The organism is Cupriavidus sp. H18C1, from assembly GCF_049311595.1.
GTDB classification, from domain to species: Bacteria; Pseudomonadota; Gammaproteobacteria; order Burkholderiales; family Burkholderiaceae; genus Cupriavidus; species Cupriavidus cauae.
The window spans coordinates 251,303-274,893 of the sequence record NZ_CP186009.1; the positions used below are offsets into that span (position 1 = coordinate 251,303).

The 23,591-nt window shown below is 68.9% G+C and carries 20 protein-coding genes and 1 pseudogene; 11 read left to right on the top strand and 10 right to left on the bottom strand.

Features of this window, described 5'->3' with window-relative positions; genetic code table 11:
• Positions 1-318 precede the first annotated feature (318 nt).
• The 9 genes from fliF to OJJOAM_RS17020 all read left to right on the top strand — a co-directional run bounded on the left by fliF (position 319) and on the right by OJJOAM_RS17020 (position 10,289).
• Positions 319-2,034: a flagellar basal-body MS-ring/collar protein FliF gene (fliF, locus tag OJJOAM_RS16980; RefSeq protein WP_422650484.1), complete on the top strand. Its 1,716-nt coding sequence runs from the start codon at positions 319-321 to the stop codon at positions 2,032-2,034.
• The gene (gene fliG / locus OJJOAM_RS16985; RefSeq protein WP_023264265.1) at positions 2,024-3,016 is read left to right on the top strand and encodes a flagellar motor switch protein FliG; all 993 of its coding nucleotides are present in this window, start codon (positions 2,024-2,026) and stop codon (positions 3,014-3,016) included. Before fliF ends, fliG begins: the two co-directional genes overlap by 11 nt.
• Positions 3,009-3,191: a hypothetical protein gene (locus OJJOAM_RS16990; protein ID WP_422650485.1), complete on the top strand. Its 183-nt coding sequence runs from the start codon at positions 3,009-3,011 to the stop codon at positions 3,189-3,191. Before fliG ends, OJJOAM_RS16990 begins: the two co-directional genes overlap by 8 nt.
• Positions 3,192-3,193: 2 nt before the next feature.
• Positions 3,194-3,958 carry a flagellar assembly protein FliH gene (fliH, locus tag OJJOAM_RS16995; protein ID WP_422651077.1) on the top strand — a complete coding sequence of 255 codons (765 nt, stop codon included), beginning with the start codon at positions 3,194-3,196 and terminating at the stop codon, positions 3,956-3,958.
• 32 nt (positions 3,959-3,990) lie between these two features.
• Positions 3,991-5,418, top strand: coding sequence for a flagellar protein export ATPase FliI (gene fliI, locus OJJOAM_RS17000; protein ID WP_422650486.1), 1,428 nt, complete (start codon positions 3,991-3,993; stop codon positions 5,416-5,418).
• The gene (gene fliJ, locus OJJOAM_RS17005; protein ID WP_149319499.1) at positions 5,411-5,869 is read left to right on the top strand and encodes a flagellar export protein FliJ; all 459 of its coding nucleotides are present in this window, start codon (positions 5,411-5,413) and stop codon (positions 5,867-5,869) included. The genes fliI and fliJ overlap by 8 nt, the downstream gene beginning before the upstream one ends.
• A gap of 14 nt (positions 5,870-5,883) precedes the next feature.
• The gene (locus OJJOAM_RS17010; protein ID WP_422650487.1) at positions 5,884-7,341 is read left to right on the top strand and encodes a flagellar hook-length control protein FliK; all 1,458 of its coding nucleotides are present in this window, start codon (positions 5,884-5,886) and stop codon (positions 7,339-7,341) included.
• Between the two features lie 132 nt (positions 7,342-7,473).
• Positions 7,474-8,139, top strand: a complete 666-nt coding sequence (alkB, locus tag OJJOAM_RS17015) for a DNA oxidative demethylase AlkB (RefSeq protein ID WP_422650488.1) — start codon at positions 7,474-7,476, stop codon at positions 8,137-8,139.
• 305 nt (positions 8,140-8,444) lie between these two features.
• Positions 8,445-10,289, top strand: coding sequence for a PhoX family protein (locus OJJOAM_RS17020; protein WP_422650489.1), 1,845 nt, complete (start codon positions 8,445-8,447; stop codon positions 10,287-10,289).
• Between the two features lie 187 nt (positions 10,290-10,476).
• Here OJJOAM_RS17020 and OJJOAM_RS17025 read toward each other — a convergent pair whose 3' ends face one another.
• The 3 genes from OJJOAM_RS17025 to OJJOAM_RS17035 all read right to left on the bottom strand — a co-directional run bounded on the left by OJJOAM_RS17025 (position 10,477) and on the right by OJJOAM_RS17035 (position 14,809).
• Entirely contained in the window at positions 10,477-12,666 is a 2,190-nt protein-coding gene (locus OJJOAM_RS17025; protein ID WP_422650490.1) for an FUSC family protein, read from the bottom strand.
• A 480-nt stretch (positions 12,667-13,146) separates the two neighbouring features.
• Entirely contained in the window at positions 13,147-13,851 is a 705-nt protein-coding gene (locus OJJOAM_RS17030) for an aspartate/glutamate racemase family protein (RefSeq protein WP_422650491.1), read from the bottom strand.
• 85 nt (positions 13,852-13,936) lie between these two features.
• Positions 13,937-14,809: a LysR family transcriptional regulator gene (locus OJJOAM_RS17035; protein WP_422650492.1), complete on the bottom strand. Its 873-nt coding sequence runs from the start codon at positions 14,807-14,809 to the stop codon at positions 13,937-13,939.
• Between the two features lie 136 nt (positions 14,810-14,945).
• Here OJJOAM_RS17035 and argH point away from each other — a divergent pair, with 136 nt between their 5' ends.
• A complete protein-coding gene (argH, locus tag OJJOAM_RS17040) occupies positions 14,946-16,529 on the top strand; it encodes an argininosuccinate lyase (protein ID WP_422650493.1) in 1,584 nt (527 codons plus the stop codon).
• A gap of 96 nt (positions 16,530-16,625) precedes the next feature.
• On the opposite strand, the gene OJJOAM_RS17045 is transcribed toward argH, so the two are convergent.
• The 4 genes from OJJOAM_RS17045 to OJJOAM_RS17060 form a co-directional block, all read right to left on the bottom strand.
• Positions 16,626-16,820 carry a DUF1059 domain-containing protein gene (locus OJJOAM_RS17045; RefSeq protein WP_422650494.1) on the bottom strand — a complete coding sequence of 65 codons (195 nt, stop codon included), beginning with the start codon at positions 16,818-16,820 and terminating at the stop codon, positions 16,626-16,628.
• 122 nt (positions 16,821-16,942) lie between these two features.
• Positions 16,943-17,593 carry a 3-isopropylmalate dehydratase small subunit gene (leuD, locus tag OJJOAM_RS17050; protein WP_422650495.1) on the bottom strand — a complete coding sequence of 217 codons (651 nt, stop codon included), beginning with the start codon at positions 17,591-17,593 and terminating at the stop codon, positions 16,943-16,945.
• A complete protein-coding gene (gene leuC / locus OJJOAM_RS17055; RefSeq protein WP_422650496.1) occupies positions 17,586-19,004 on the bottom strand; it encodes a 3-isopropylmalate dehydratase large subunit in 1,419 nt (472 codons plus the stop codon). Before leuC ends, leuD begins: the two co-directional genes overlap by 8 nt.
• A 72-nt stretch (positions 19,005-19,076) precedes the next feature.
• A complete protein-coding gene (locus OJJOAM_RS17060; RefSeq protein ID WP_422650497.1) occupies positions 19,077-20,051 on the bottom strand; it encodes a tripartite tricarboxylate transporter substrate binding protein in 975 nt (324 codons plus the stop codon).
• Between the two features lie 215 nt (positions 20,052-20,266).
• Here OJJOAM_RS17060 and OJJOAM_RS17065 point away from each other — a divergent pair, with 215 nt between their 5' ends.
• On the top strand, positions 20,267-21,193 hold the full coding sequence (locus OJJOAM_RS17065) for a LysR substrate-binding domain-containing protein (RefSeq protein WP_422650498.1): 927 nt from the start codon (positions 20,267-20,269) through the stop codon (positions 21,191-21,193).
• A gap of 63 nt (positions 21,194-21,256) precedes the next feature.
• Here OJJOAM_RS17065 and OJJOAM_RS17070 read toward each other — a convergent pair whose 3' ends face one another.
• The 3 genes and pseudogenes from OJJOAM_RS17070 to OJJOAM_RS17080 form a co-directional block, all read right to left on the bottom strand.
• The gene (locus tag OJJOAM_RS17070) at positions 21,257-22,162 is read right to left on the bottom strand and encodes an MFS transporter (RefSeq protein ID WP_422650499.1); all 906 of its coding nucleotides are present in this window, start codon (positions 22,160-22,162) and stop codon (positions 21,257-21,259) included.
• 70 nt (positions 22,163-22,232) lie between these two features.
• A pseudogene (locus OJJOAM_RS17075) lies at positions 22,233-22,715 on the bottom strand (MFS transporter); the annotation flags it as partial.
• Positions 22,715-23,578 (bottom strand): ParB-like protein, encoded by an 864-nt coding sequence (locus tag OJJOAM_RS17080; protein WP_422650500.1) that lies wholly within the window; start codon positions 23,576-23,578, stop codon positions 22,715-22,717. The pseudogene OJJOAM_RS17075 and the gene OJJOAM_RS17080, both read right to left, overlap by 1 nt.
• Positions 23,579-23,591: the final 13 nt, after the last annotated feature.

The window sequence follows — 23,591 nt, forward strand, 5'->3', positions numbered from 1 at the left end:
TAGGCCGAAATCGAACCGAAAAGCCGTCCTATTCCCCGGATTGTCTGTGCGCCCGGTAACCGATCATCGCTACCGTGCCGGGTCTGGCGGGCTGTCGCCTTGCCGCTCCCTACCCGCATCCCTGGTTTGCTGCCAGCGAATGCATTAACGACACCGGCGCCCCTTTGTTTAACTATCGCGGAGAGTACGCGTGTTTTGTCTGCTGCGTGATCTGAGCCATGCCGACATCGGCCACCGCCAGGGCGGCGCATTGCGCCCCCGGCAAGGTTCGCCCCTGCCCGGCCGGCTCGGCGGGTCGGCCAACACGGAGGCCCGCGCATGAATGCCGCGGCCGTGCTGGGCAACCGCTCGGAATTGATCGAGCGCTTCAAGGGCAATCCGCGCCTGCCGCTGATGCTGGGCGGGGCCGCGCTGGCCGCCGCGATCGCGGTCGGCGTGCTGTGGTCGCGCAGCCCTGACTACAAGGTGCTGTACAGCAACCTGTCCGAACGCGACGGCGGCGCGGTGATCGCGTCGCTGCAGCAGATGAACATCCCGTACAAGTTCGCCGAGGGCGGCGGTGCGGTGATGGTGCCAGCCGACAAGGTCCATGAGATGCGGCTGCGACTCGCCTCGCAGGGTCTGCCCAAGAGCGGCAACGCCGGCATGGAGCTGATGGACAACCAGAAGTTCGGCATCAGCCAGTTCGCCGAACAGGTCAATTACCAGCGCGGGCTCGAAGGCGAGCTCGCGCGCTCGATCGAATCGATCGCCGCGGTGCAGTCCGCCCGCGTGCATCTGGCCATTCCGAAGCCCACGCTGTTTGTGCGCGAGCGCCAGAAGCCGACTGCCTCGATCGTGCTGACGCTGCATCCGGGCCGCGCCATCGACGAAGGCCAGGTGGCGGCGATCAGCCATCTGGTGTCGTCCAGCGTGCCGGAGCTGACGCCCAAGTCGATCTCGATCGTCGACCAGCACGGCAACCTGCTGTCGGGCAACGGCAGCAACGAGCGCATGCTCGATGCCACGCAGCTCAAGTATGTGCAGACGCTCGAGCGCACCTATGTGCAGCGCGTCGAGTCGATCCTCGCGCCGATCGTCGGCCAGGGCAATGTGAAGGCCCAGGTCACCGCCGACGTCGACTTCAGCATCGTCGAGCACACCGACGAGTCGTTCAAGCCGAACCAGGACCCGACCCGCGCGGCGATCCGCAGCCAGCAGACCAGCGAGTCGAACCAGCAAGGCGGCTCGCCGGTCGGCGGCGTGCCGGGCGCGCTGTCGAACCAGCCGCCGCTGCAGGCCGCCGCACCGGTGGTCACGCAGCAGCCTGGGCAACAAGGGCAGCCGGGCCAGCCAGGCCAGGCCGGCCAGCAGGCCCAGGGGCAGCAGGCCGGCACCGCCAACACGCAGGCCGCGCTCGCCGGCGCCCAGTCCGGCCCTAGCAGCGCCCGCCGCGACTCGACGACCAACTACGAGCTGGACCGCACCGTGCGCCACGTGCAGCAGGCACCGGGCGGCATCCGCCGCCTGTCGGTGGCGGTGGTGGTCAACCATCGCCAGGTGGCCGGCGCGAACGGCAAGATCACCAGCGAACCGCTGACCGCCGCGCAACTGGCGCAGATCGAGAACCTGGCCAAGGAGGCGATGGGCTTTTCGCCGGCGCGCGGCGACTCGCTCAATGTGGTGAACAGCCCGTTCACTTCCGGCGAGGAGATCAAACCCGAACTGCCGCTGTGGAAGCAACCCGAAATGATCGAGCTGGCCAAGACCGCCGCGCAATACCTGTTGCTGGCACTGCTGGCCCTGTTCGTGTGGTTCAAGGTGGCACGGCCGATCCTGCGCAAGTACACCGCGCCGCCGCTGCCGCCGCCTGCCGAGGCCAACGCGGCCGAATCGGTGCTGCTGCCGGTCGAGGAACAGCAGCCGGATCCGGAAGTGCTGCGCCTGACCGCCAAATACGAAAGCGATCTCGCCCTGGTGCGCGACGCCGCGCAACGCGACCCGCGTCTGGTCGCCAGTGTGATCAAGAACTGGATGTCTAGCGATGAACGGTGAGGGCTTGCAGAAGAGCGCCATCCTGATGATGTCGCTCGGTGAGGATGCGGCGGCCGAGGTGTTCAAGCACCTGTCGCCGCGCGAAGTGCAGACGCTGGGCTCGGCCATGGCGTCGCTGAACGCCGTCACGCGAGAAGAAATGGCGGCCGTGCTGGCCGAGTTCCGCAGCGAGACCGAGCAGTTCCTGGCGCTGTCGGTGGATTCGAGCACGTTCATCAAGAGCGTCCTGAACAAGGCGCTGGGCGAGGAACGCGCGCTGTCGGTGATCGAGGACATCCTGGAATCGCGCGACCCGGGCAGCGGCATCGACTCGCTGAACTGGATGGACGCGACCTCGGTGGCCGAGCTGATCCGCGACGAGCATCCGCAGATCATCGCCACCATCCTGATCCACCTGGACCGCCAGAAGTCCTCGGAGGTGCTGGCGCTGTTCACCGACCGCCTGCGCAACGACGTGGTGCTGCGGATCGCGACGTTCGGCGGCGTGCAGCCGGGCGCGCTGCAGGAACTGACCGACGTGCTGACCAAGCTGCTGGCCGGCCAGAGCCTGAAGCGCAGCCGCATGGGCGGCATCCGCACCGCGGCCGAGATCATCAACCTGATGAACACCACGCACGAGGAGGCGGTGATCGCCGGCGTGCGCCAGCACGACAGCGACCTCGCGCAGAAGATCATCGACGAGATGTTCCTGTTCGAGAACCTGCTGGAAGTGGACGATCGCGGCATCCAGCGCGTGCTGAAGGAAATCGCCACCGAGTCGCTGATCGTCGCGCTCAAGGGCGCGCCGCAGGAACTGCGCGACAAGTTCATCCGCAACATGTCGACCCGTGCGGGCGAGATGCTGCGCGAGGACCTGGAAGCGCTGGGCCCGGTGCGCGTGTCGCAGGTCGAGGCCGAGCAGAAGAGCATCCTGCAGGTGGTAAGACGCCTGGCCGACGCCGGCGAAATCCAGATCGGAGCCGGCGACGATGCCTATGTCTAATCCCTACGCGCGGCAGGCGCTGGGCCACCACCTCGGCGGCTCGCTCGACGACGATCGCGACGACGGCTTCGGCGCGCGCTACGAGCCGCGCGCCCAGGCCCGACCCGCCGTGCCGTCGGCCTCCGCCGCTTCGTCGGGCCCCTCCGCCCCCCTCGGCCCCCCTCCGCGGGCTTGAACATGCGCGGCGGCCGCGACAGCGCGGGTTTCGAGAGCTTCGACGCCTTCGGCGCCGACGCGCCGCAGCCCGGCGGCAAGCAGGCCGGCCGAGGCAACGACAGCAACGGCTGGCGTCGCTGGAAGATGTCATCCTTCGACGCGCCGCCGCCTCCGCCGCCGAAGTTCGAAGCCGAACCCGAGGAACCCGCGCCGCCGCCGATCGACTTCGCCGCGCTCGACGCGATGCGCGAGGGCGCCCGCAAGGAAGGCTATGCCCAGGGCTACACGCAGGGCCAGACCCAGGGCTACGGCGACGGCCATCGCGAAGGCTACGCGCGCGGCCTCGAGACCGCGCGCCAGGAGGCCGCCCGCCTGCAGGAACTGGCCGGCACCTTCGCCGGCGCGCTGCGCCGCATCGACGACGAGGTCGGCCAGACCCTGATCGCGCTGGCGCTCGACGTCGCGCGCAAGCTGGTGCACGACACCGTCGCGCACAACCCCGCCGTGCTGCTGCCTGCCGTGCGCGAGCTGCTGGCCAACGAGCCGGCGCTGTCCGGCGCGCCCTGCCTGCTGCTCAATCCCGACGATATCGAGCTGGTGCAGACGCACCTGGCCGGCGAGCTGGAAGCGGCCGGCTGGTCGGTGCGCGCGGATGCGACGGTGGCGCGCGGCGGCTGCATCGCCAGCGCCGCCAGCGGCGAGCTGGACGCGACGCTGGCGACCCGCTGGAGCCGCGTGGTCAAGGCCCTCGGCCGCAACGATCCCTGGGAAGCGCCCGATGCGTGAGCCCGCTGCCGCCCCCCTCGGCGAACCAGGTCGTGACCAGCGCGCCGGAGTTGCATGGCCAGCGCTGGCGCGATGCGCTGGCCGGCGCGGCCGCCAACGTGGCCGAGCTGGACAGCAAGCGCAGCTGCGGGCGGCTGACGCGCGCCGCCGGGTTGGTGCTGGAGGCCGTCGGCCTGCGCATGCCGGTCGGCAGCGACTGCCTGATCGAAATCCCCGGCCATGCCGGCGCGACCGGCCAGGGGCCGCGCATGGCCGAGGCCGAAGTGGTCGGCTTCGGCGCGGACCGTCTCTACCTGATGCCGCAATCGGACGTGCTGGGCCTGGTGCCGGGCGCGCGCGTCTATCCGCTCGAACCGTCGCCGCTGCCCAGCGGCGACAGCGCGCCGCGCGAACCCGGCTCCAAGCGCCTGCCGGTCGGCGAAGGGCTGCTCGGCCGCGTGCTCGACGCCGCGGGCCGGCCGCTGGACGGCCTCGGCCCCTTGCAGGCCGCGCGCGAAGTGCCGCTGGCCGGCTCGCAGATCAATCCGCTGTCGCGCGCCCCGATCGATACCGTGCTCGACGTTGGCGTGCGCGCGATCAACGGCATGCTGACGGTCGGCCGCGGCCAGCGCATGGGCCTGTTCGCGGGCTCCGGCGTCGGCAAGAGCGTGCTGCTCGGCATGATGGCGCGCTATACCAGCGCCGAGGTGATCGTGGTCGGCCTGATCGGCGAACGCGGCCGCGAAGTGAAGGACTTCATCGAGAACATCCTCGGCGAGGAAGGCCGTGCCCGTTCCGTGGTGGTCGCCGCGCCGGCCGACACCTCGCCGCTGCTGCGCATGCAGGGCGCCGCCTACGCGACGCGCCTGGCCGAGTATTTCCGCGACCAGGGCCGCCATGTGCTGCTGATCATGGATTCGCTGACGCGCTATGCGATGGCCCAGCGGGAGATCGCGCTGGCCATCGGCGAGCCGCCGGCAACCAAGGGTTACCCCCCTTCGGTGTTCGCCAAGCTGCCGACGCTGGTGGAGCGCGCCGGCAACGGCGCCGAGGGCGGCGGCTCGATCACTGCCTTCTATACCGTGCTGGCCGAAGGCGACGACCAGCAGGATCCGATCGCCGATTCGGCGCGCGCGATCCTCGACGGCCATATCGTGCTGTCGCGTAGCCTGGCCGAGGCCGGCCACTATCCGGCGATCGACGTCGAGGCCTCGATCAGCCGCGCGATGACCGCCTTGATCTCGCCGGAGCAATTCGGCTCGGTGCGCCGCTTCAAGCAATTGATGTCGCGCTACCAGCGCAACCGCGACCTGATCAGCGTCGGCGCCTACGTGCCGGGCGCCGATCCCGAACTGGATCTGGCGATCCGCCTGCATCCGCGCATGGAAGCCTTCCTGCAGCAGGACATTCACGAGCGCGCGGGCTACGGCGAATCGATCGACCAACTGCATCTGCTCTTCGACAGGAGCGCAAATGGCTAAGACCTCTCCGCTGAACACGCTGGCCGACCTGGCCCAGAACGACACCGACACCGCCGCGCGCGAGCTCGGGCGGTTGCAGGGCCAGCGCACGCAGGCCGAGCAGCAGCTCGCCGCGCTGACGCAGTACCGGCAGGAATACCGCGCCCGCATGCAGGCCCTGATGCAGAACGGCATGCCGTCGGCGCGCTGGCATGACTTCTCGCAGTTCCTCGATTCGCTCGACGCCGCAATCCGCCAGCAGACCGAGGCGCTCGCCAAGGCCGAGTCGCAACTGCTGGCCGGCCGCGCCAACTGGCAGAAGCAGAAGCAGCGCCTGAACTCCTTCGACACGCTGATCGCGCGTGCCGAATCCCGCGAGCAGCAGATCGCCGCGCGCCGCGAGCAGCGGGCCACCGATGAGTACGCCGCGCGCCTGTCCCGACAGCAGGTCGGCAGCGGACACAACCAATAAGCCAGCAAGCACCGATGATCGACATCACCCAAATCGTCAGCGGCGGCGCCGCACCCGCCAATGCACCGCGCAACCCGCAGCCCGCCTCGGGCCCCGGCGAGTTCGGCGATGCGCTCTCTCGCGCGCGCCAGACGCAGGCCGGCGAAGCGAGCGCGGCCAGCCAGCAGCAGCAGGCGGCCAAGAGCGGCAAGGCGGCCGACGGCGCGAGCAAGCACGCTGCAGAGACCGGCAAGAAGACAGAACCCACCAGTGCCGATGCCGATGCCGGCAAGACGCAGGCGAGCACCGGCAAGGCCGAGGGCGCCACCGACGGCCGGAAGGACAGCACCGATCTGGCCGACGACGAGACCGGCATCAACGACAACGCTGGAGGCGCGGCTGCCGCGGCACTGCTGGCGGCGATGCTGCCGGCCGCGCCCGCTGCTGCTGCGGGCGCAGCCGTCGCTGCCGGAGCCGCCGGCACGGGCCCGGCGGTTGGCACGGCCATGCCTGCCGCGGCGAACGCCGCCATCGCCGGCCAGTTGCCGGCTGCGGCGAACGCACCGGAAGCTGCAGCGTCGCTGGCAGAGGACACCCTGAACACCATCGCGTCGCAACGCGCGGCGCTGGCAACGACCACCGCCGCGCCGGACGCGGCCGCGGCCAAGCCCGCCACGCCGGCCGATGCGGATGCCGGCAAGCCCGCCGTGTCGTTCGACGCGGCTGCCAGGTCCGCGCTGAGCGCTGCGCAAGGGCAGGCATCCGCCGACACCGGCGGCAAGCATGACGGCGCTGCCGGCGGCCGCGACGGCGCCGCCAGCCAGTTCGCCGCCCCTGCTCAGCCCGCTGCGGCGGCGAACAGCACCACGGTATCGCCGACGGCCGCGTTGCAGGCCGCCCTGCAGGCCGCTTCGTCCGCAGCCAAGGCGCCGGGCGAAGACAACGGCGCGATCGCCGCGCCGATCGAGGGCGCCACGCCGCTGGCGCAAGGCACCGCCACCACGCTGGGCGCGCAATCCGGCACGCAGGCTCCGGTCACGCTGCCGCTGGCCCCGCGCGTCAACGATCCGCAGTGGCCGCAGGCCCTGGGCCAGCAGATGGTCCGCCTGACCACGCAGGGCAACCACACCGCCGAGCTGCAACTGAACCCGCCCGACCTCGGTCCGCTGAAGGTCGTGCTCAATGTGGTCAACGACCAGGCCCAGGCGCAGTTCGTCTCGCCGCACGCCAGCGTGCGCGCGGCCGTCGAAGCCGCCCTGCCCCAACTGCGCCATGCGATGGCCGACAGCGGCATCCAGCTCGGCCAGACTTCGGTCGGCGCCGAGCAGTTTGCCGGCCAACCGGGCCAGGGACAACATCAGGCCCCGCAGCACCGCGGACAGGGCTTCGCGCAGGGCGTAACGGAGTTCCAGCAGCCTGGCGCGGCCCAGACCGCGACGGCGCCGGCCGCGCCGCGCCGCGTGCCGCTGGGTGAGGTGGATACGTTCGCCTGAGCGGGCGGATAGTCCGAGTCAGCTTCCGGTGTTCTCCCTCTCCCGTGCGCGGGAGCGGGGAGCCAACCTGCCGGCTACTACGCCCCACCGGCGTATCATTCCCCTCCCAGTGAATCGATACGCGCCGTCCCCATGACCTTCGACCTGTTCGACAACCTGCCCGAGCCCGACAGCCGCGGCGGGGAACACAGCGAAGCGATCGGGCCCGGTGCCGTCGTGCTACGCGGCTTCGCGCTGTCGCGTGCGCCGGCGCTGCGCGAGGCGATCGAGCAGGTCCACGCCCAAGCTCCCTTCCGTCATCTGGTCACGCCCGGCGGCTTTCGCATGTCGGTGGCGATGACCAATTGCGGCACGCTCGGCTGGGTGTCGGACGAGCGCGGCTATCGCTATGACCCCATCGATCCGGACAGCGGCCGGCCCTGGCCCGCGATGCCCGCGGTCTTCACCGAACTGGCACGCGAGGCCGCCGCGGCGGCCGGCTATCCCGGATTTGCGCCCGACGCCTGCCTGATCAACCGCTATACGCCCGGCACGCGGCTGTCGCTGCATCAGGACCGCAACGAGCGCGATCTGCGCGCGCCGATCGTCTCGGTCTCGCTGGGACTGCCTGCCGTATTCCTGTTCGGCGGCGCGCAACGCGCCGACCGTCCCGCGCGCATCCGCGTGGCGCACGGCGATATCGTCGTCTGGGGCGGGCCGAGCCGGCTCTTCTATCACGGCATCGCGCCGCTGGCCGACGGCGACCATCCGCTGCTCGGGGCGCTTCGCCTGAACCTGACCTTCCGCAAGGCCGGCTGAAACACGCCGGCATGACGACGTGATGACACGTCGATGAAGTCTCGATGAAGCTTCGTAGTGAAGACCGCGGGCCGCGCCTTCCCCCGCACTTGATGCCATTGCATCAGACATCTTTTCATCGCGACGTCACGGACCGCCCCTAGCATCCACCTCGCCGTCAATTTGCACTTGCCGCTGCATTCATCGCATTGGCACGATGCGGCCGCGAAATGTCTTCGATTGCCTTCGATATGGCGTCGAACAGCCTTCGATAGAGCCGCGATGCGATGCCCGGCATTCAATCCAACAAAGGGAGGTCCCCCGTCATGTCTTACATCACCGATAAGGCGCGCGAGCCGCGCCGTGCGGCTGAAGGCTACATCACCGTTCCCGGCCAGACGCTCGAAGAGATCGTCGCCGCCAACCCGGCCCGTCGCAAGGTCCTGCGCGGCGGCCTGAGCCTGTCGCTGCTGTCGGTCTTCGGTTCCACCGGCCTGCTGGCCGCCTGCGGTGGCGACGACGATCCCGCGCCGGCCCCGGCTCCGGCCCCCGGCCCGACACCGACCCAGCCGCTGGACTACAGCATCGGCTTCAACCCGGTCGCCGACAAGGTCACCGCCGACACCGTGACGCTGCCCGAGAACTACTCGTACGAGGTGCTGTTCTCCGCCGGCGATCCGGTCGAAATCGGCTCGGTCGGCTATAGCGGCTCGTTCCAGAGCTCGGCGGAAACCGAGCGCCAGGCCGGCGGCAACCACGACGGCATGCACTTCTTCGAGATCCCCGGCGTCGACCCGCAGAAGGGCGGCCTGCTGGCGATCAACCACGAAGCGATGGATTCGGCCATCCTGTTCCCGACCAGCTACGACGAAGCCACGGCCACGGCCGAGCAGAAGCGCATCGCGCTGTCGTCGGTCGGCGTGTCGATCATCGAAATCGAATTCGTCGACGGCAAGTGGCGCGTCAAGCGCGACTCGCGCTACAACAAGCGCTATACCGGCAACACCATCTACAAGGTCGGCGGCCCGGCCGCCGGCGCGCTCGGCGGCAGCGTGGTCGGCACGCTGAACAACTGCTCGAGCGGCGCCACGCCGTGGGGCACGTACCTGACCTGCGAAGAAACCACCGACAACTACCTCGACCAGTCGAATCCGGAAGAGGGTTACGGCTGGGTGGTCGAGATCGACCCGCTGAACCAGCTGGGCGCGCCGACCAAGCGCACCGCGATGGGCCGCTTCGACCACGAGAACACCGCGTACATGACGGACGCCAGCAACCGCGTCGCGTTCTACATGGGCGACGACGGCACCCCGGGCTGCATCTACAAGTTCATCCCGAGCAATGCCTTCGATCCGAACAACCGCGCCGCCAACGCCAACCTGCTCGACCAGGGCACGCTGTACGTGGCCAAGTTCAACGCCGACGGCTCGGGCCAGTGGGTCGAGCTGACCCAGGGCAAGAACGGCCTGGTCACCGGTGCCAGCGATCCGGGCAACTACACCCAGTCGACCACGCCGCCGGCGCCGACCACGGTGGACTTCAACACCCAGGCCGACGTGCTGATCAAGACCAAGGCCGCGGCCCGCGTCGCCGGCGGCACGCTGATGGATCGTCCGGAATGGATCACGGTGGGCCTGGACAAGACCGTCTACTGCACGCTGACCAACAACGGCGGCCGCCGCGTCACCGATGCGGCCAACCCGCGCGCCACCAACCCGCACGGCCACATCATCCGCTGGAAGGAACAGGGCGACTCGCCGCTGGCGACCACCTTCACCTGGGAAATCTTCCTGCTTGCCGGCGACCCGTCGCTGGCTGCGGATAACCTGAAGGGCAACATCGTCGGCGACACCTTCTCGAGCCCGGACGGCATCCGCGTCGATCCGAAGGGCCGCCTGTGGGTGCAGACCGATGCCGGCACCGGCAGCAGCACGACCGACATCTTCGGTGCCAACTCGATGCACTACGTCGACCAGCAGACCCGCGAGTGCAAGCGCTTCCTGGTGGGCCCGCACGGCTGCGAGATCACCGGTATCGCCTACACGCCGGACTTGACGACGTTCTTCATCAACATCCAGCACCCGAACGGCGCATGGCCCAGCGCCAGCCTGCCGGCGCGCTCGTCGACCATCGTGGTTCGCCACAAGGACGGCAAGCCGATCGGCGCGTAAGCGTAAGCCTTGGCGTCCGATGCCGGCCCCGCGCCGGCAATCCCCGAAGCCCGACGGCGACCTGCCGTCGGGCTTTTTTGCTTGATGGCGAGAAGGCGGTCGGCAACCGGTCGATGCCGGCCAGAAGGCAGGTCGATGCCAGCCAGAAAGCAGGTCGATGCCGGCCCGAAAGCAATTCAGGAGCCGTTCAGCCGGCCGCCAGGACGCGACGCCAGCGGCCGCCGCGCGCGGGGACCATCGTGGCAATCGCCGCCACGCCGGCGTGCGCCTGCGCGGCATAGCGGCGGGCGAGCATTGCCTGTTCGAGCAGGAAGCGGTCGCGCCATTGCGGCGCGGCCTGATGGGTGACGTCGTGCTTCGTGTCTTCGCTCTTCACGGCGATGTCGGTTGCTGCGCCCTCTCCCGGCCGCGCCGCGAGCGTCGCCAGTTCGTCTTGTACTTGCGCAAGCCAACCCCGCGTGTCGGCGCCCGCGGGCACCGGCGCTTCGCTGCCGACCGCTTCCGCGCGGATCACGCCGGCCAGTGCCGCCATCCTGCGCACGGTCACATGCAGCCGCGCGAATTCCGCGACGATGGTCGGGCCCAGCTCGGCGCCGGCCTGCTCGAGCGCTTGCTCCGCGCGCACCGATGCCCGGCCCGCGGCCACGCGCAGCGCTTCCAGCCGCGTCTCGGACGGTTCCAGTTCGGCATCGGACAGTGCCTGCGCAAAGGCCGCGCGCAGATAGATCGCATGGATGGCCACCGCTTCCCGCGCTCGCCGGCGGGCCCGCGACAGTTCGGCGCGCGGGGCGAGCACCAGATAGCTCGCCAGCGCGATCAGGCAGCCGAACGCGGTATCGGCGCCGCGCAGCATCGCGACATGGCTGCTGTCGGACGCGGGTTCGCCGATCCACGAGAACAGGATCACCGCCGGCGTCAGCATCAGCGCGAACAGGCCCGGGCTGCCGGCAAGGCGGGCCACATAGGCGGCGGACAGCGACACCGCGCTGATCGCCAGCGCGACTGGGTCGGCGGGATGCAGCAGCCCCACCAGGCAGGCCAGCAGCGCGCCGCCCAGCGAGCCGGCGAAGCGCTGCAGCGAAATACGGCGCGTGGTCTGCAACTGTGGGCTCAGCACCATGATCACGGTCACCGCAACCCAGTAGCCGTGATCGAGCTGCCAGACCAGACCGGGCAGCAGGCTGAGGCCGCCGGCCAGCGCCAGCCGCGCCGCGTGGCGCGTCACGCGCGCATCGCGCGCACCGAGCTCGGCCAGCGTCGTTCCCCACGCGCGCAGGCCGATCCATAGCGAGCGGCGCGGCCAATGGAAAGACGCGCGCCATGCGGCAAAGTCGGGAAAGCGCGCCAGCGATGCCAGCGCGGCGTGATACAGCGGCGGCGCGCCGGCATTGGCGACCTGGCCGTGCAGGCGCTTGAGCTGCAAATACATCGACCGCGCCAGCGCCGGCAGATCGGCCGCATGGCGCGCCAGACCCTGCTCGATCTGCTCGCGCAGGTCGTCGAGGCAGCGATGCAGGTGGCGCAGCGGCAGCCGTTCATGGCCGCGCCTGCCGCGCAGATCGGAAGCGACGATCAGCAGGCCGAACACCGCCTCGGCCATCGCGATCAGATAGCGGTAATGCAGCAACGTGGCCGGATCGAACCAGCTACGCTGCGTCGCGATCAGGTCGCGCGCCTGCTCGATCCGTTCGCGAACGCGTCGCTTGGCGATATCGGTCTGCCCGTCTGCCTGCATCCCCACCTGCCCTTCCTCCTGCGCCCGCACGTGCCCATCGGCCTGCGCCCCCACCTGCGCGTTCGTGTCGCGGTCGCCGGCAAGCGCGGCGGCTTCGGCCAGCGCGCGCGCCAGCACCTCCAGCGCGGCGAACACCGCCACCATCTGCGGCCGCGGCCGCGTATCGCGCGCCGACGGCAGCAGCCCCAGGGAGACCACGCAGGCAAACACGCCGCCAAGCAGGTAGTTCCGCCCCAGCTCCAGGGCCCATACGGCGGCGTTCGCCTCGCCGACCGGTTGCAGGCAGGCGGCGATCAACACCACGTACAGCAACTTGGCCGACAACGCAGCGGCCGTGCCGCGCAGTTCGACCATGCCGGCGGCGAGGCCGGCCGACAGCACCACCAGCACAGCCGCCACGGGACTGCCGGCCAATGCCCCGCCCATCGCACTGGCGAGCGCGCCGCCGACGCCTACCGCCGCAAGCGGAGGCAGGCGGTCGCGCGCGGTGCCGCCAGGATCGGCGAGGCAGGTCCAGATCGACGCGGTGGCCGACCATAGCAGGCCCTGGTCCGAGCCCAACCAACCCATCGTGGCCAGGGCGAGAAAGGAGGCGCCATAGACCGCGCCGCGGCGGCACAGGCCGGCGTCGCGGGCTTTCATTGCCGTCTCGCGAACAGTGGCGAGGATAGCGGCGGCAACGGTGGAAACAGGGCGGCTCAGAGCAGATACAACGCGCATCGGGTAGCGGAAATCGACGTTTCAGCCACTCTATGAGATTCGATGTTGCGACGCAATAAATTGGCGACCGGGACCGTGTATTCGCCGGGGTGGTGCGGGCTTGCCGCGCGATGGTGCGGGCGGATCGCCGGTGTGGTGCAGCGTGACGCCCGCAAGCCGCCATTCTCGCGGCGCGTCTTACGATATGCGGAAATCGCCGGGAAAACCGACCCTGCCGGGCACGCCTGGCCGCCCTCGTACGGGCGAAAAAAACCGCGCGAAGTTTCGCGCGGCTGGAATCCACCGAGGTGGTGGAGGAGACAGACGTCACTATATACCATCTGCTGCGACGCAACAAGTTTGCCGCAATACCCCCCACGGTCGGAGGCCAGATTTGTGGCAGGAGCGCCACAACGTTAGGCTTCATCGGTCCGGCTCCACCGCCACCGCCAGCCGCAGGGCCGCGCGGGCCAACAGCCGCGTCGAGTCGAGCGTTGGCAGCGGCGAATTGGCATCGCTGATGATCAGCGGAATCTCGGTGCAGCCGAGCACCACCGCATCGCAGCCCTGTGCCTTCAGGCCGGCAATCACGCTCTGGAAGTACGCAGTGGTTTCCGTTCGCAGCACGCCGCGGACCAGCTCGTCCATGATCAGGCGCCCGATCTCCGCGCGCTCCTGCAAACCCGGCCGCACCGCCTCGATGCCGCGTGCCGCCAGTTTTTCGGGATAGACCTCGCTGTCGACCAGCCACCGGGTACCGGTCACGCCAAGCTTGCGATAGCCGCGCCGAGCCGCCTCGTCGGCGACTACCTCGGCGATATGCAGCCAGGGCAGCGGAGAATGCGGCGCGACATGCTCGAACGCCTGATGGATCGTGTTGTCCGGACAGATCAGGAAATCGGCGCCGGCCCGGGCCAGCCTGTTGGCGGAATCGAGCATCAGATCGCCGACACCGCGCAGGTCGCCGCGATCCAGGCAGGCAACATAGTCGGCCAGCGAAGGCGTATGCATCGAGATCTCGGGATGCCCGTGCGGCCCGAGAAACTGCGCGCCTTCGGCGCAAATGGTCCGATAGCACAGCGCGGCGCCCTCGGCGGAGCAGCCGACGATGCCGATATGTTTTGGCATGGCGTGATTCCCTTTTGTTGGTCAGATGGCAGTCGGATAACCGTGGGTCATTGTAGCCACGGTTATCCGACTGCCCATCTCGCGCTCAGCCGATCGCCCGCCGCAGGCAATCGAGAAACGCCCGCGCCAGCACCGGCTCCGGATGCTGCCGGGCGCGCAATACATAGCTGTTGAACGTGATCGCCGGCGCGAACGGCAGCGCCTTGACGCCGGCAATCCGCAGGGTGCGGATCACCATCGGGTTCACCACGCTGACGCCCAACCCCATACTGACCATCGTGCAGATGGTCGCGGCGTATGGCGTCTCCAGCGTCAGCTTGCGGCGATCGGGCGCGAACGCGGCGTCGATGGCGGCGCGCGTGCCGTCGCCGTGGGTCAGCGAGATAAAGGTTTCGCCATCGAGATCGCTGGCCACGATGCGCCGCTTGCGCGCGAGGCGGTGATCGGCAGGCACGATGCAGACGCCCTGCACATCGCGCAGCGAAGTCGCCTCGACGCCCGCTGTATCGACCACGTAGGACACCAGTCCGAAATCGCAGAACTGCGTCGCGGTCCATTTGGCGACCGTTGGCGAATCGCTGGTATGGACGGAGATTGCGACGTCGGGATGCCGCTTGCGAAATTCGCGGATCGCGGGCGACATCACGCTCATCGCGATCGACGGCACCGCGCCGATGCGCAGCGTGCCGGTGCCCAGTTGCCGGATCGCGCGGGCCGAATCGCGCAACGTATCCAGGCCGACGAAGGCGCGTTCGACATCGCGGAACAGCGCCTCGCCCTCGACCGTCGGCACCAGTCGGCCCGCGATGCGCTCGAACAGGCGAAAGCCGGCCTCGCGTTCGAGCTGCGCGATCACGCGGCTGACATTCGGTTGGGAGGTATGCAGTTGCTCCGCGGCAATGGTCATCGAGCGCGACAGCATCACCGCGCGGAAGGTTTCGATCTGCTTGAAGTTCATCGTGTCGTCGTGGAGAAAGCGCGGGGCGATGGTATATCAAATCAGTATGCGACGACCGTATATTCTGATTTGACGATATGGGGGACGATTTCCATACTGGCCCACAACGCAATGCCACTTCCCCCTCCCAGGCCATATGGACACGAACGCAATCGACACCACCCACGGCGCCAACAGCGCCAACAGCGCCACCAACAGCACCGCAAACCACACCGCTTCCAAAGTCAGCCGCCGCCTGCAGCAGGCCACCGCTCCCGAAGTGTGCGAACTGATCTATCTGCCACGGCTGAACCGCGATTTCGCCAGCGGTTTCCCTTATCTCACCGACATCAACCAGGCCCATCTGCTGATGCTGCATGCCGCGGGGCTGGTGCCGCGCGCGATGGCGGCGCGGATCGCGCGGGCCTTGGAGGAAATGGAACTCGCGGGCCCCGACGCGGTGCCGCTCGATCCGGCGCGCGAAGACGCCTACTTCAACTACGAAGCGCAGCTGATGCAGACCGCGGGCGCCGACGCCGGCGGCCGGCTCCATGTGGCACGCAGCCGCAACGACATCCTCGCCACGCATGATCGGCTGCGCGCCCGCGATGCCGGGCTGGCGCTGCTCGAGGCGATCCAGGCCTTGCGCGCGACCACGCTGGCGATGGCGCGGCAGCACGCCGACACGGTGATGCCGGGCTACACGCATCTGCAGGCGGCGCAGCCGATCACCTACGGCTACTACCTCGTGGGGCTGGCCGACGCCTTCGCCCGCGATGCCGAGCGGCTGCTGCGCGCGCTCGATGCGCTCGATGCCTGCCCGCTCGGTGCCTGCGCGCTGGCGGGTACCGCATTCCCGATCCAGCGCGAGGAAACGGCACGGTTGCTGGGCTTTTCGCGCTGCGTCCCCAATGGGCTCGACGCCGTGGCATCGCGCGATTTCGCCTGGGAGATGATGTCGGCGATGACGATCGCCGCCGTCGGCTGGAGCCGCATCGCCCAGGACTATTTCGTCTGGGCCACGCCGGAATTCGGCCTGATCGACTTCCCCGACAGCGTGGCCGGGACGTCGAGCATCATGCCGCAGAAGAAGAATCCGGTCGTGCTCGAATACCTGAAGGGCAAGGGTGCGCATCTGACCGGCCTGCTGACCGCCGCGTTGTCGACGGTCAAGGGCACCCACTTCTCGCATACCGGCGACGGCAACCGCGAGAGCATGCGCAGCTTCTGGGAATGCGCCGACGAATGCGTGCGCAGCGCCAGGCTGCTGACGCTGGTGATCGGCTCGGCCACACCGCTGCGCGACAACATGCTGCTGCGCGCGCGCCGGGATTTCTCCGCGGCCACCGATCTTGCCGATGCGCTGGTGCGCGAGGCCGACCTGTCGTTCCGCGAGGCGCACCACATCGTCGGCGCCGTGGTGCGCCAGGCGCTGGACGCGCAGCTGCCGGCCGACGGCATCACCAGCGAGATGGTGGACATCGCCGCCCGCCAGCAGATCGGCCGCGCGATCGGCCTGAGCGAAGAGGCGGTGCAGCGCTGCCTGGACCCGGTGCACGGTGTCCGCGCACGCATGGCGTCCGGCGGTCCGTCGCCCACGCTGGTGCGCACGCGTCTCGTCGCGATGCAAACGGAGCTGGAAGGGGCCGGCGCCGATCTTGCGGCGCGGCGGCGCGCCGTCGCCAGCGCCCGCGAAACGCTCAAGCGCGAAAACGCCGCGCTCGCCGCGACGCCGGTCTGAGGGGCCAGCCGCGAGCAACGTCGCGCCGGCAGAAACGAAACCGCCGGCTCGAAGCCGGCGGGTCATCGCGATCGCCATCCGCGCTGCCGGCTGCAATCATGCCGGCGGCGCGCCTTCCTTGAAGGCGGCCTTCAGCTGCTCGCGCAGCTGCGGCGAATCGTCATGATGATGTACCTCCACCGCATGCTGCACCGCGGCCTCCAGCAGTTCCTCCTCGCTGTCGGCGCTGATCGCCACCGTGCACCTGGTGTCGCTGGGAATTTCCCGGCAATCGATATATTTGCGTCCCATCGCTGCCTCCTGACGCTGCCTGCACGAAATGGCGGAACAAGTCCGCCCAGGCGCCGCCGGCGCGACACCGGTCAAGGCCGGCGGGCTGCATTGAGTATAGGCAGGCAGCAGGCAATCGATGCTTACCCGGCGCTATCGCCGAGCCGTCGGCGCGTCGCCGCGGCGATGTCGCGCGTCCATGGTTCGGCGGCCCAGCGCCGTTCGGCGAAGGCCTCGATCTGCTGCCGATACGCCAGCGACCGGCCGATGATGTCCAGCCCCTGCAGGAACATCTCGCGATGGCGCGCCGACAGCGTAAAGCCGGCATCGAAGCCCTCGGCGTGCACCCGCATCGCTTCGATGTCGATGCCGACCGGACCACCGTCGCTGGCCTCGACGATCTCCATCAGCGCGGCGACCTGCTCCGGCGGCAGCATCACCAGCAGCAGCCGGTTGTTCATCGCGTTCGAATAGAAGATCTCGCCGAAGCTCGGCGCGATTACCGCGCGGATGCCGTACTGCTGCAAACCCCAGACCGCATGCTCGCGGCTCGAGCCGCAACCGAAGTTGGAGCCGCCGATCAGGATCGACGTGCCGGCGTATTGCGGGCGATTCAGCACGAACTCGGCGCGCGGCGCGCCCCTGGCATCGAAACGCAGGTCGTACAGCAGCCCCTGCGCCAGCCCGGATTTGTCGATGCCGCGCAGGAACTGCTTCGGCATGATTTGATCGGTGTCCAGGTTCTCGATGCGGATCGCCGCGGCCTTGCCGTCGATACGAAGCGGTTCAGTCATGGTGGCGCTCCAGTGCGCGTACATCGGTGATGCGGCCGGTCACGGCGGCGGCGGCTGCCATCGCCGGGCTCATCAGATGGGTGATCGCTCCCCTGCCCTGCCGGCCTTCGAAATTGCGGTTGGTGGTCGAGGCGCAGCGCACGCCGGCCTCCAGCACGTCGTCGTTCATCGCCAGGCACATCGAACAGCCCGGCTGCCGCCATTCGAAGCCCGCGTCGATCAGCAGCGCGGCGATGCCCTCGGCCTCGGCCTGCGCCTTGACCGCGCCCGAACCGGGCACCACCATCGCTCGCACCCCGTCCGCCACGCGCCGGCCGCGCACCACCTGGGCCACCGCGCGCAGGTCCTCGATGCGGGCGTTGGTGCAGGAGCCGATGAATACATGCTGGATCGGCGTGCCTTCAATCGGCGCGCGCGGTTCCAGGCGCGTATAGGACAGCGCCTGTTCGGTGCTGCGGCGTGCGGGACCCTCCGGTTGTTCCAGCGGATCGGGGATCCGTCCGCCCACCGGCACGACCTGATCCGGGCTGGTGCCCCAGGTGACATGCGGGGCCACGTCGCTGGCATCAAAACGGTGTTCGACGTCGAAGGCCGCGTCGGCATCGCTGCGCAGCGCGCGCCAGGCGGCGAGCGCCTGCGGCCGCAGTTCCTCATCGATATCCGGCGCGCGTTGCAGCACGTAATCGATGGCCGTCGCGTCGGGCGCGATCAGCGCGCCGCGCGCGCCGGCCTCGACCGCCATATTGCACAGCGTGAAGCGCGCCTCGACGCTGAGCGATGCGATCGCGCTGCCGCAGAACTCGACCACATAGCCGCGGGCGCCCTGCGCGCCGATCCGGCCGATGATCATCAGCACCAGGTCCTTGGCCGTGGTGCCGGCCGGCAGCGTGCCGTCGACGCGAATCCGCATGTCCTTTGCGAGCCGGTAGACCAGCGTCTGCGTCGCCAGCACGTGCTCGACCTCCGAGGTGCCGATGCCGAAGCCGAGCGCACCCAGCGCGCCATAGGTGGTGGTATGGCTGTCGCCGCAGATCACCACCATGCCGGGCCGGATCATGCCGTGCTCGGGCGCGACCACATGCTCGATGCCCTGCAGCCGGTCGTTGGTATCGAACAGCGCAATCCCGTGCCGGTCGCAATTGGCCTTGAGGTTGCTGGCCTGCAGGGCCGAGGCGGGGTCGGCAATCACGCGGATCGCGCCGGGGTGCGTCGGGATGATATGGCTGACCACGGCGACGTTCTGCCCCGGCATCAGCACCGGCCGGCCCTGCTCGTGCAGGCCGGCGAAGGCCTGCGGGCTGGTGTACTCGTTCATCAGATGCAGATCGCAGAACAGCAGGACGTTGTCGTCGTCGAGCCGCGCGACCGTATGCGAATCGACCAGCTTGCGATATAGCGTGCGGGGAATCATGCAGGGTTCCGAATGAGGCGATATGTCATGCCGCGATGTTCCGCGGCGCCTGTCGCGGGCAATGTGTCCGGCTTACTCCGCCGAGATGCCGCGCTCCTTGATCAGCCTGGCCCACAGCGGCATTTCCTTGGCCAAGCGGGCGCGGGCCTGCTCCGGCGTGGACGGCATCGGATCGAAGCCCTCGCGCACCATGCGGGCCTTCAGTGCCGGCGCGTTCAACGCGGTATTGAGCGCGGCGTTCAGCTTGGCAATCACCGGCTGCGGCGTGCCGGCCGGGGCGAACACCATGAACCACGTCTCGAAGGCATAGCCCGGCAAACCCGCCTCGGCGATGGTCGGCACGTCCGGCATCAGCGGCGAACGCTTGGGGCCCGTCACGCCGATCGCGCGCAGCTTGCCGGCCTGCACCTGCTGCTGCGCGGCCGACAGCACCGGGAAGCTCATGTTGACCTGGCCGGCGATGGTGTCCATCAGCGCCGGACCGCCACCCCGATACGGGATATGTTCGATCGGCACATTGGCCACGCTCTTGAACAGCTCGGCCGCCATATGGAAGGTGCTACCCGGGCCCGCCGATCCATAGGTGTACTTGCCGGGCTGCGCCTTCAGCATCGACAGCAGCGCCTTCAGGTCCTTGGCCGGCAGTTGGTTGTTGACCACCAGCACGTGCTGGGAGCTCGCCACCATGCCGATCGGCGCCAGGTCCTTCTGCGTGTCGTACGGCATCTTGGCGAACAGCGACGGATTGATCGCCAGCGACACCGTCTGCAGGCCGATCGTGTAGCCGTCCCCGGGCGCCTTGGCCACCGCGTCGACGCCGATATTGCCGCCGGCGCCGCCCTTGTTCTCGATCACGATGGTGCCGCCGAGCGCCTTGGCCCATTCGTCGGCGACGAGCCGCGCCGCGATGTCGGCGCTGCCGCCCGGCGCGTAGGGCACCACCAGCTTGATCGGCCGCTCGGGATAGCCCTGGGCGTACGCGCCCGCGGCGCCGACCGTGCTACCGAAAGCCAGCGTCAGGCCGGCGCAAAGGAGTTGCAGTTTCATCGTTGTCTCCATCCACTCGGGGGGTTGGTGATGATTGGTTTCGTTATTGGTCTGGTTATTGGTCTTGTTGTGGAAGGCATCGTATCATTGATGAAAACCAGCATAATTTCCGCTCGGCACATGCTTGATTAACCGCAATTCATGAATCCACCATTCATGAATCGACGCTGCGCTCACCTGCACCATCGCCTGTACCTTCCCTGCACCAGACCTTCATGGACGGCTTTTCCGATCTCGCCTTCTTCGCCACCGTCAACAAGCACGGCAGCCTCGCCGCCGCCGCGCAGCAACTCGGCGTGACGCCCCCCGCGGTCAGCAAGCGCCTGGCCGCGCTCGAGCGGCGCCTCGGCGTGCGTCTGCTGCAACGGACCACGCGGCGGCTCAGCCTCACGCCCGAGGGCGAGACCTATCTGGTTGAAGGCGCGCGCGTGCTCGCCGAACTCGAGGCGCTGGAGCGCACCGTGGCGGGAAGCGGCGCGACGCCGCACGGCCTGCTGCGGATCAGCGCGACGCTGGGCTTCGGCCGGCGATATATCGCGCCGGCGCTGTCCGCCTTTGCGCGGCTGCATCCGCGCGTCGAGGTGCAGCTGCATCTGAGCGACCGCCCCGTGAACCTGGTCGAACAGGGCTTCGATGCGTCGATCCGCTTCGGCGAGTTGCCCGACGCGCGGCTGACCGCCCGGCTGCTGGCCAACAATCGCCGCCTGCTGTGCGCGACCCCGGCGTATCTGAAGGCCGCCGGCACACCCGCCACGCCGCAGGACCTGACGCGGCATCAATGCATCTTCATTCGCGAGAGCGACGAGACGTTCGGCACCTGGCATCTGCGCAGCGGCACGCGGCAGGAGACCGTCAAGGTGCGCGGCCCGCTGAGCACCAACGACGGCGAATCGGCGCTTGGCTGGGCGCGCGAAGGGCATGGCATCCTGGTGCGTTCCGAATGGGACGTGGCGCCGCTATTGCGCAGCGGAGAGCTGCAGCCGGTGCTGAAGGAATGGAGCCTGCCGAACGCCGATATCTACATCGTGTTCCCGACGCGCAGCCATCTGTCGGCGAAGACCCGTGCGCTGGTCGATTTCCTGCTGCAACGCTTTGCCGCGCACCGGCGCGTGGACAGCGGCGCGGCGCACAGCGGCTGGTGAGGGTGTCGGCGGCGTGCCGGCGCGTTTAGTCGTGCTCAGTTGTGCTAAGTCGCGCTTAGTCGCTCAGTCGCGATACGGGCGCAGCGGCGCGGCCACCGCCTCCAGCGGCTTGCGTTCGGCATCGACCGCGTATCGCCACGCCAGCAGCCCGGCGACGATCACCAGCGCCGCGCCGATCGCATAACCGATCGCCACCGCCTCCCGGCTGCCCGTTTCGACCAGCATGCCGAACAGCGCCGGCGCCGCGAATCCACCGGCGCCGGTGCCGATCGCAAAGAAGATCGAGATGGCCAGCGCGCGGATTTCCAGCGGGAACACCTCGCTGACCGTCAGATAGGCGGAGCTGGCCGCGGCCGACGCAAGGAAGAACACCGCCGACCAGCACAGCGCCAAGCCGCGCGCCTCGACCCAGCCCTGCACGAAGGCCCAGCCCGTCAGCGCCAGCCCCACGCCGGACAGGCAATAGGTCAGGCCGATCATCCTGCGCCGGCCCACCTGGTCGAACAGCGGGCCGAGGATCAAGGGGCCGAGCACGTTGCCGAGCGCGAAGGGAAACAGATAGAGCGCCACGCGGCCATCGGGCACCGCGTAGAAGCGCGTCAGCACCAGCGCGTAGGTGAAGAAGATCGCGTTGTAGAAGAAGGCCTGCGAGATCATCAGCGCCAGCGCGACCACGGTGCGTCTCCGATAGCGATGCAGCATCACGTCGGCGACCTCGCGCCACGGCGTCGCCTGTCCCGCGGTGCGCGGCATTTTTCGCAGCACGGTGTCGTCGCGGGCGGTATGCGCCGAATGCCCGTAGACCTCGGCCTCGATCCGCTCGACGATCCGCAGCGCCTCTTCCGGGCGGCCATGCGTCAGCAGCCAGCGCGGGCTCTCCGGCACATCGCGCCGCACCAGCAGGATCGCCACGGCCAGGATCGCACCGAGCGCGAAGCCCGCGCGCCAGCCCAGCTCCGGACCCAGCACGCGGGGGGTCGAGCAGCACCAGACTCAGGCCCGCGCCGAGCGCCGCGCCCAGCCAGAAGCTGCCATTGATCGCCAGGCTGACGCGCCCACGCACGCGAGCCGGCACCAGTTCGTCGATCGCCGAATTGATCGCCGCGTATTCGCCGCCGATACCCAGGCCGGTGACGAAGCGGCATAGCGCAAAGACCGCGAAATTCGGCGAGAAGGCGGTCGCCAGCGTCGCGCCCATATAGACCGCCAGCGTCAGCAGGAACAGCCGCTTGCGGCCAAGTCGATCGGTCAGGCGGCCGAAGATCAGCGCACCGAGCACCGCGCCGGCGATATAGATTGAACCCGACCAGCCGAATTGCGAGGCCGACAGCCCAAGCGTATCGGGCCGCTGCAACACGCCGCCGAGTGAGCCGACCAGCGTGACCTCCAGACCGTCGAGCACCCATGCCACGCCGAGCGCGATCACCACGCGCCAGTGCCAGCGCGACCAAGGCAGCCCGTCGAGCCGCTCGGGCAGTGCGGCGGCCGGCGCGATCGTGCTCGCCTGCGCGCGCGCCGTCATCACGCCTTTCCGTCGGACTTGCCGGACTTGGCGGAGCCGCCGGACTTGCTGGACTTGGTGCCCTTGTCCTTGCCGATGGAACCGAGCTTCGCCTTGCCGCCAGCCTTGCCGCCAGCCTTGCCGCGAGTCTTGCCATCCTCCCGGTCATCGAGATGACCCGGCAAGCCGCGCGCCTTGCTGCTGCGCGCCAGCTTGACGGCATGCGCGAGCGCCAGCGCGAAACCGGGCACCGTGTCGAGGCGCCCGTCGATATGGCGGCGAAAGAAATCGGCCCAGCGGAAATCGGGATAGGCCTGCTTGACCTTGTCGTAGCCGCCGGCCAATTGGGCGAAGGCCTCCAGGCTGCGGTACGGATCGTCGCGCATCTCGGCCAGCGAATGCGGCAGGGCGGCGAGCCCCTGCCGCTCGCCGTATTGATCGTAGGGATGGACCAGATGCCGCGCCTCCATCTCGAGCCAGAAGCGATCGGGCGGCAGCGCGCTCCAGTTGTGCTTGATCACCACCGGCACGCTTTCGATGCCGAGCTCATACCATGCGCGCGCCCAGTGATGGTGGTCGATGACGTAGAAGGCCGGGCCGGGGCCGATCACGACATGGATGCGATGCCGCTCCATCAGCTCGATCTGCTTGCGGCCCTGATGGCGCAGGGTCACGTCCATCTTGCTCTGGACGTGATACAGGCCAACCGTCATTTGCGTGGGCCGCAATTGCCTGACGGGCAACGTGACACGCGCACCCTTGCGCCAGACCTCGCCGGTCAGCGCTTCGGCCGGCGGCACCGGCACGGCCCCGCTGGCCGCCGTCCTGTCGTCGGCCGATTCCAGAGTGTCGCGCAACCGGGCGGTCTCGCCGATGCGTTTCATTGCCTTGCCTCCC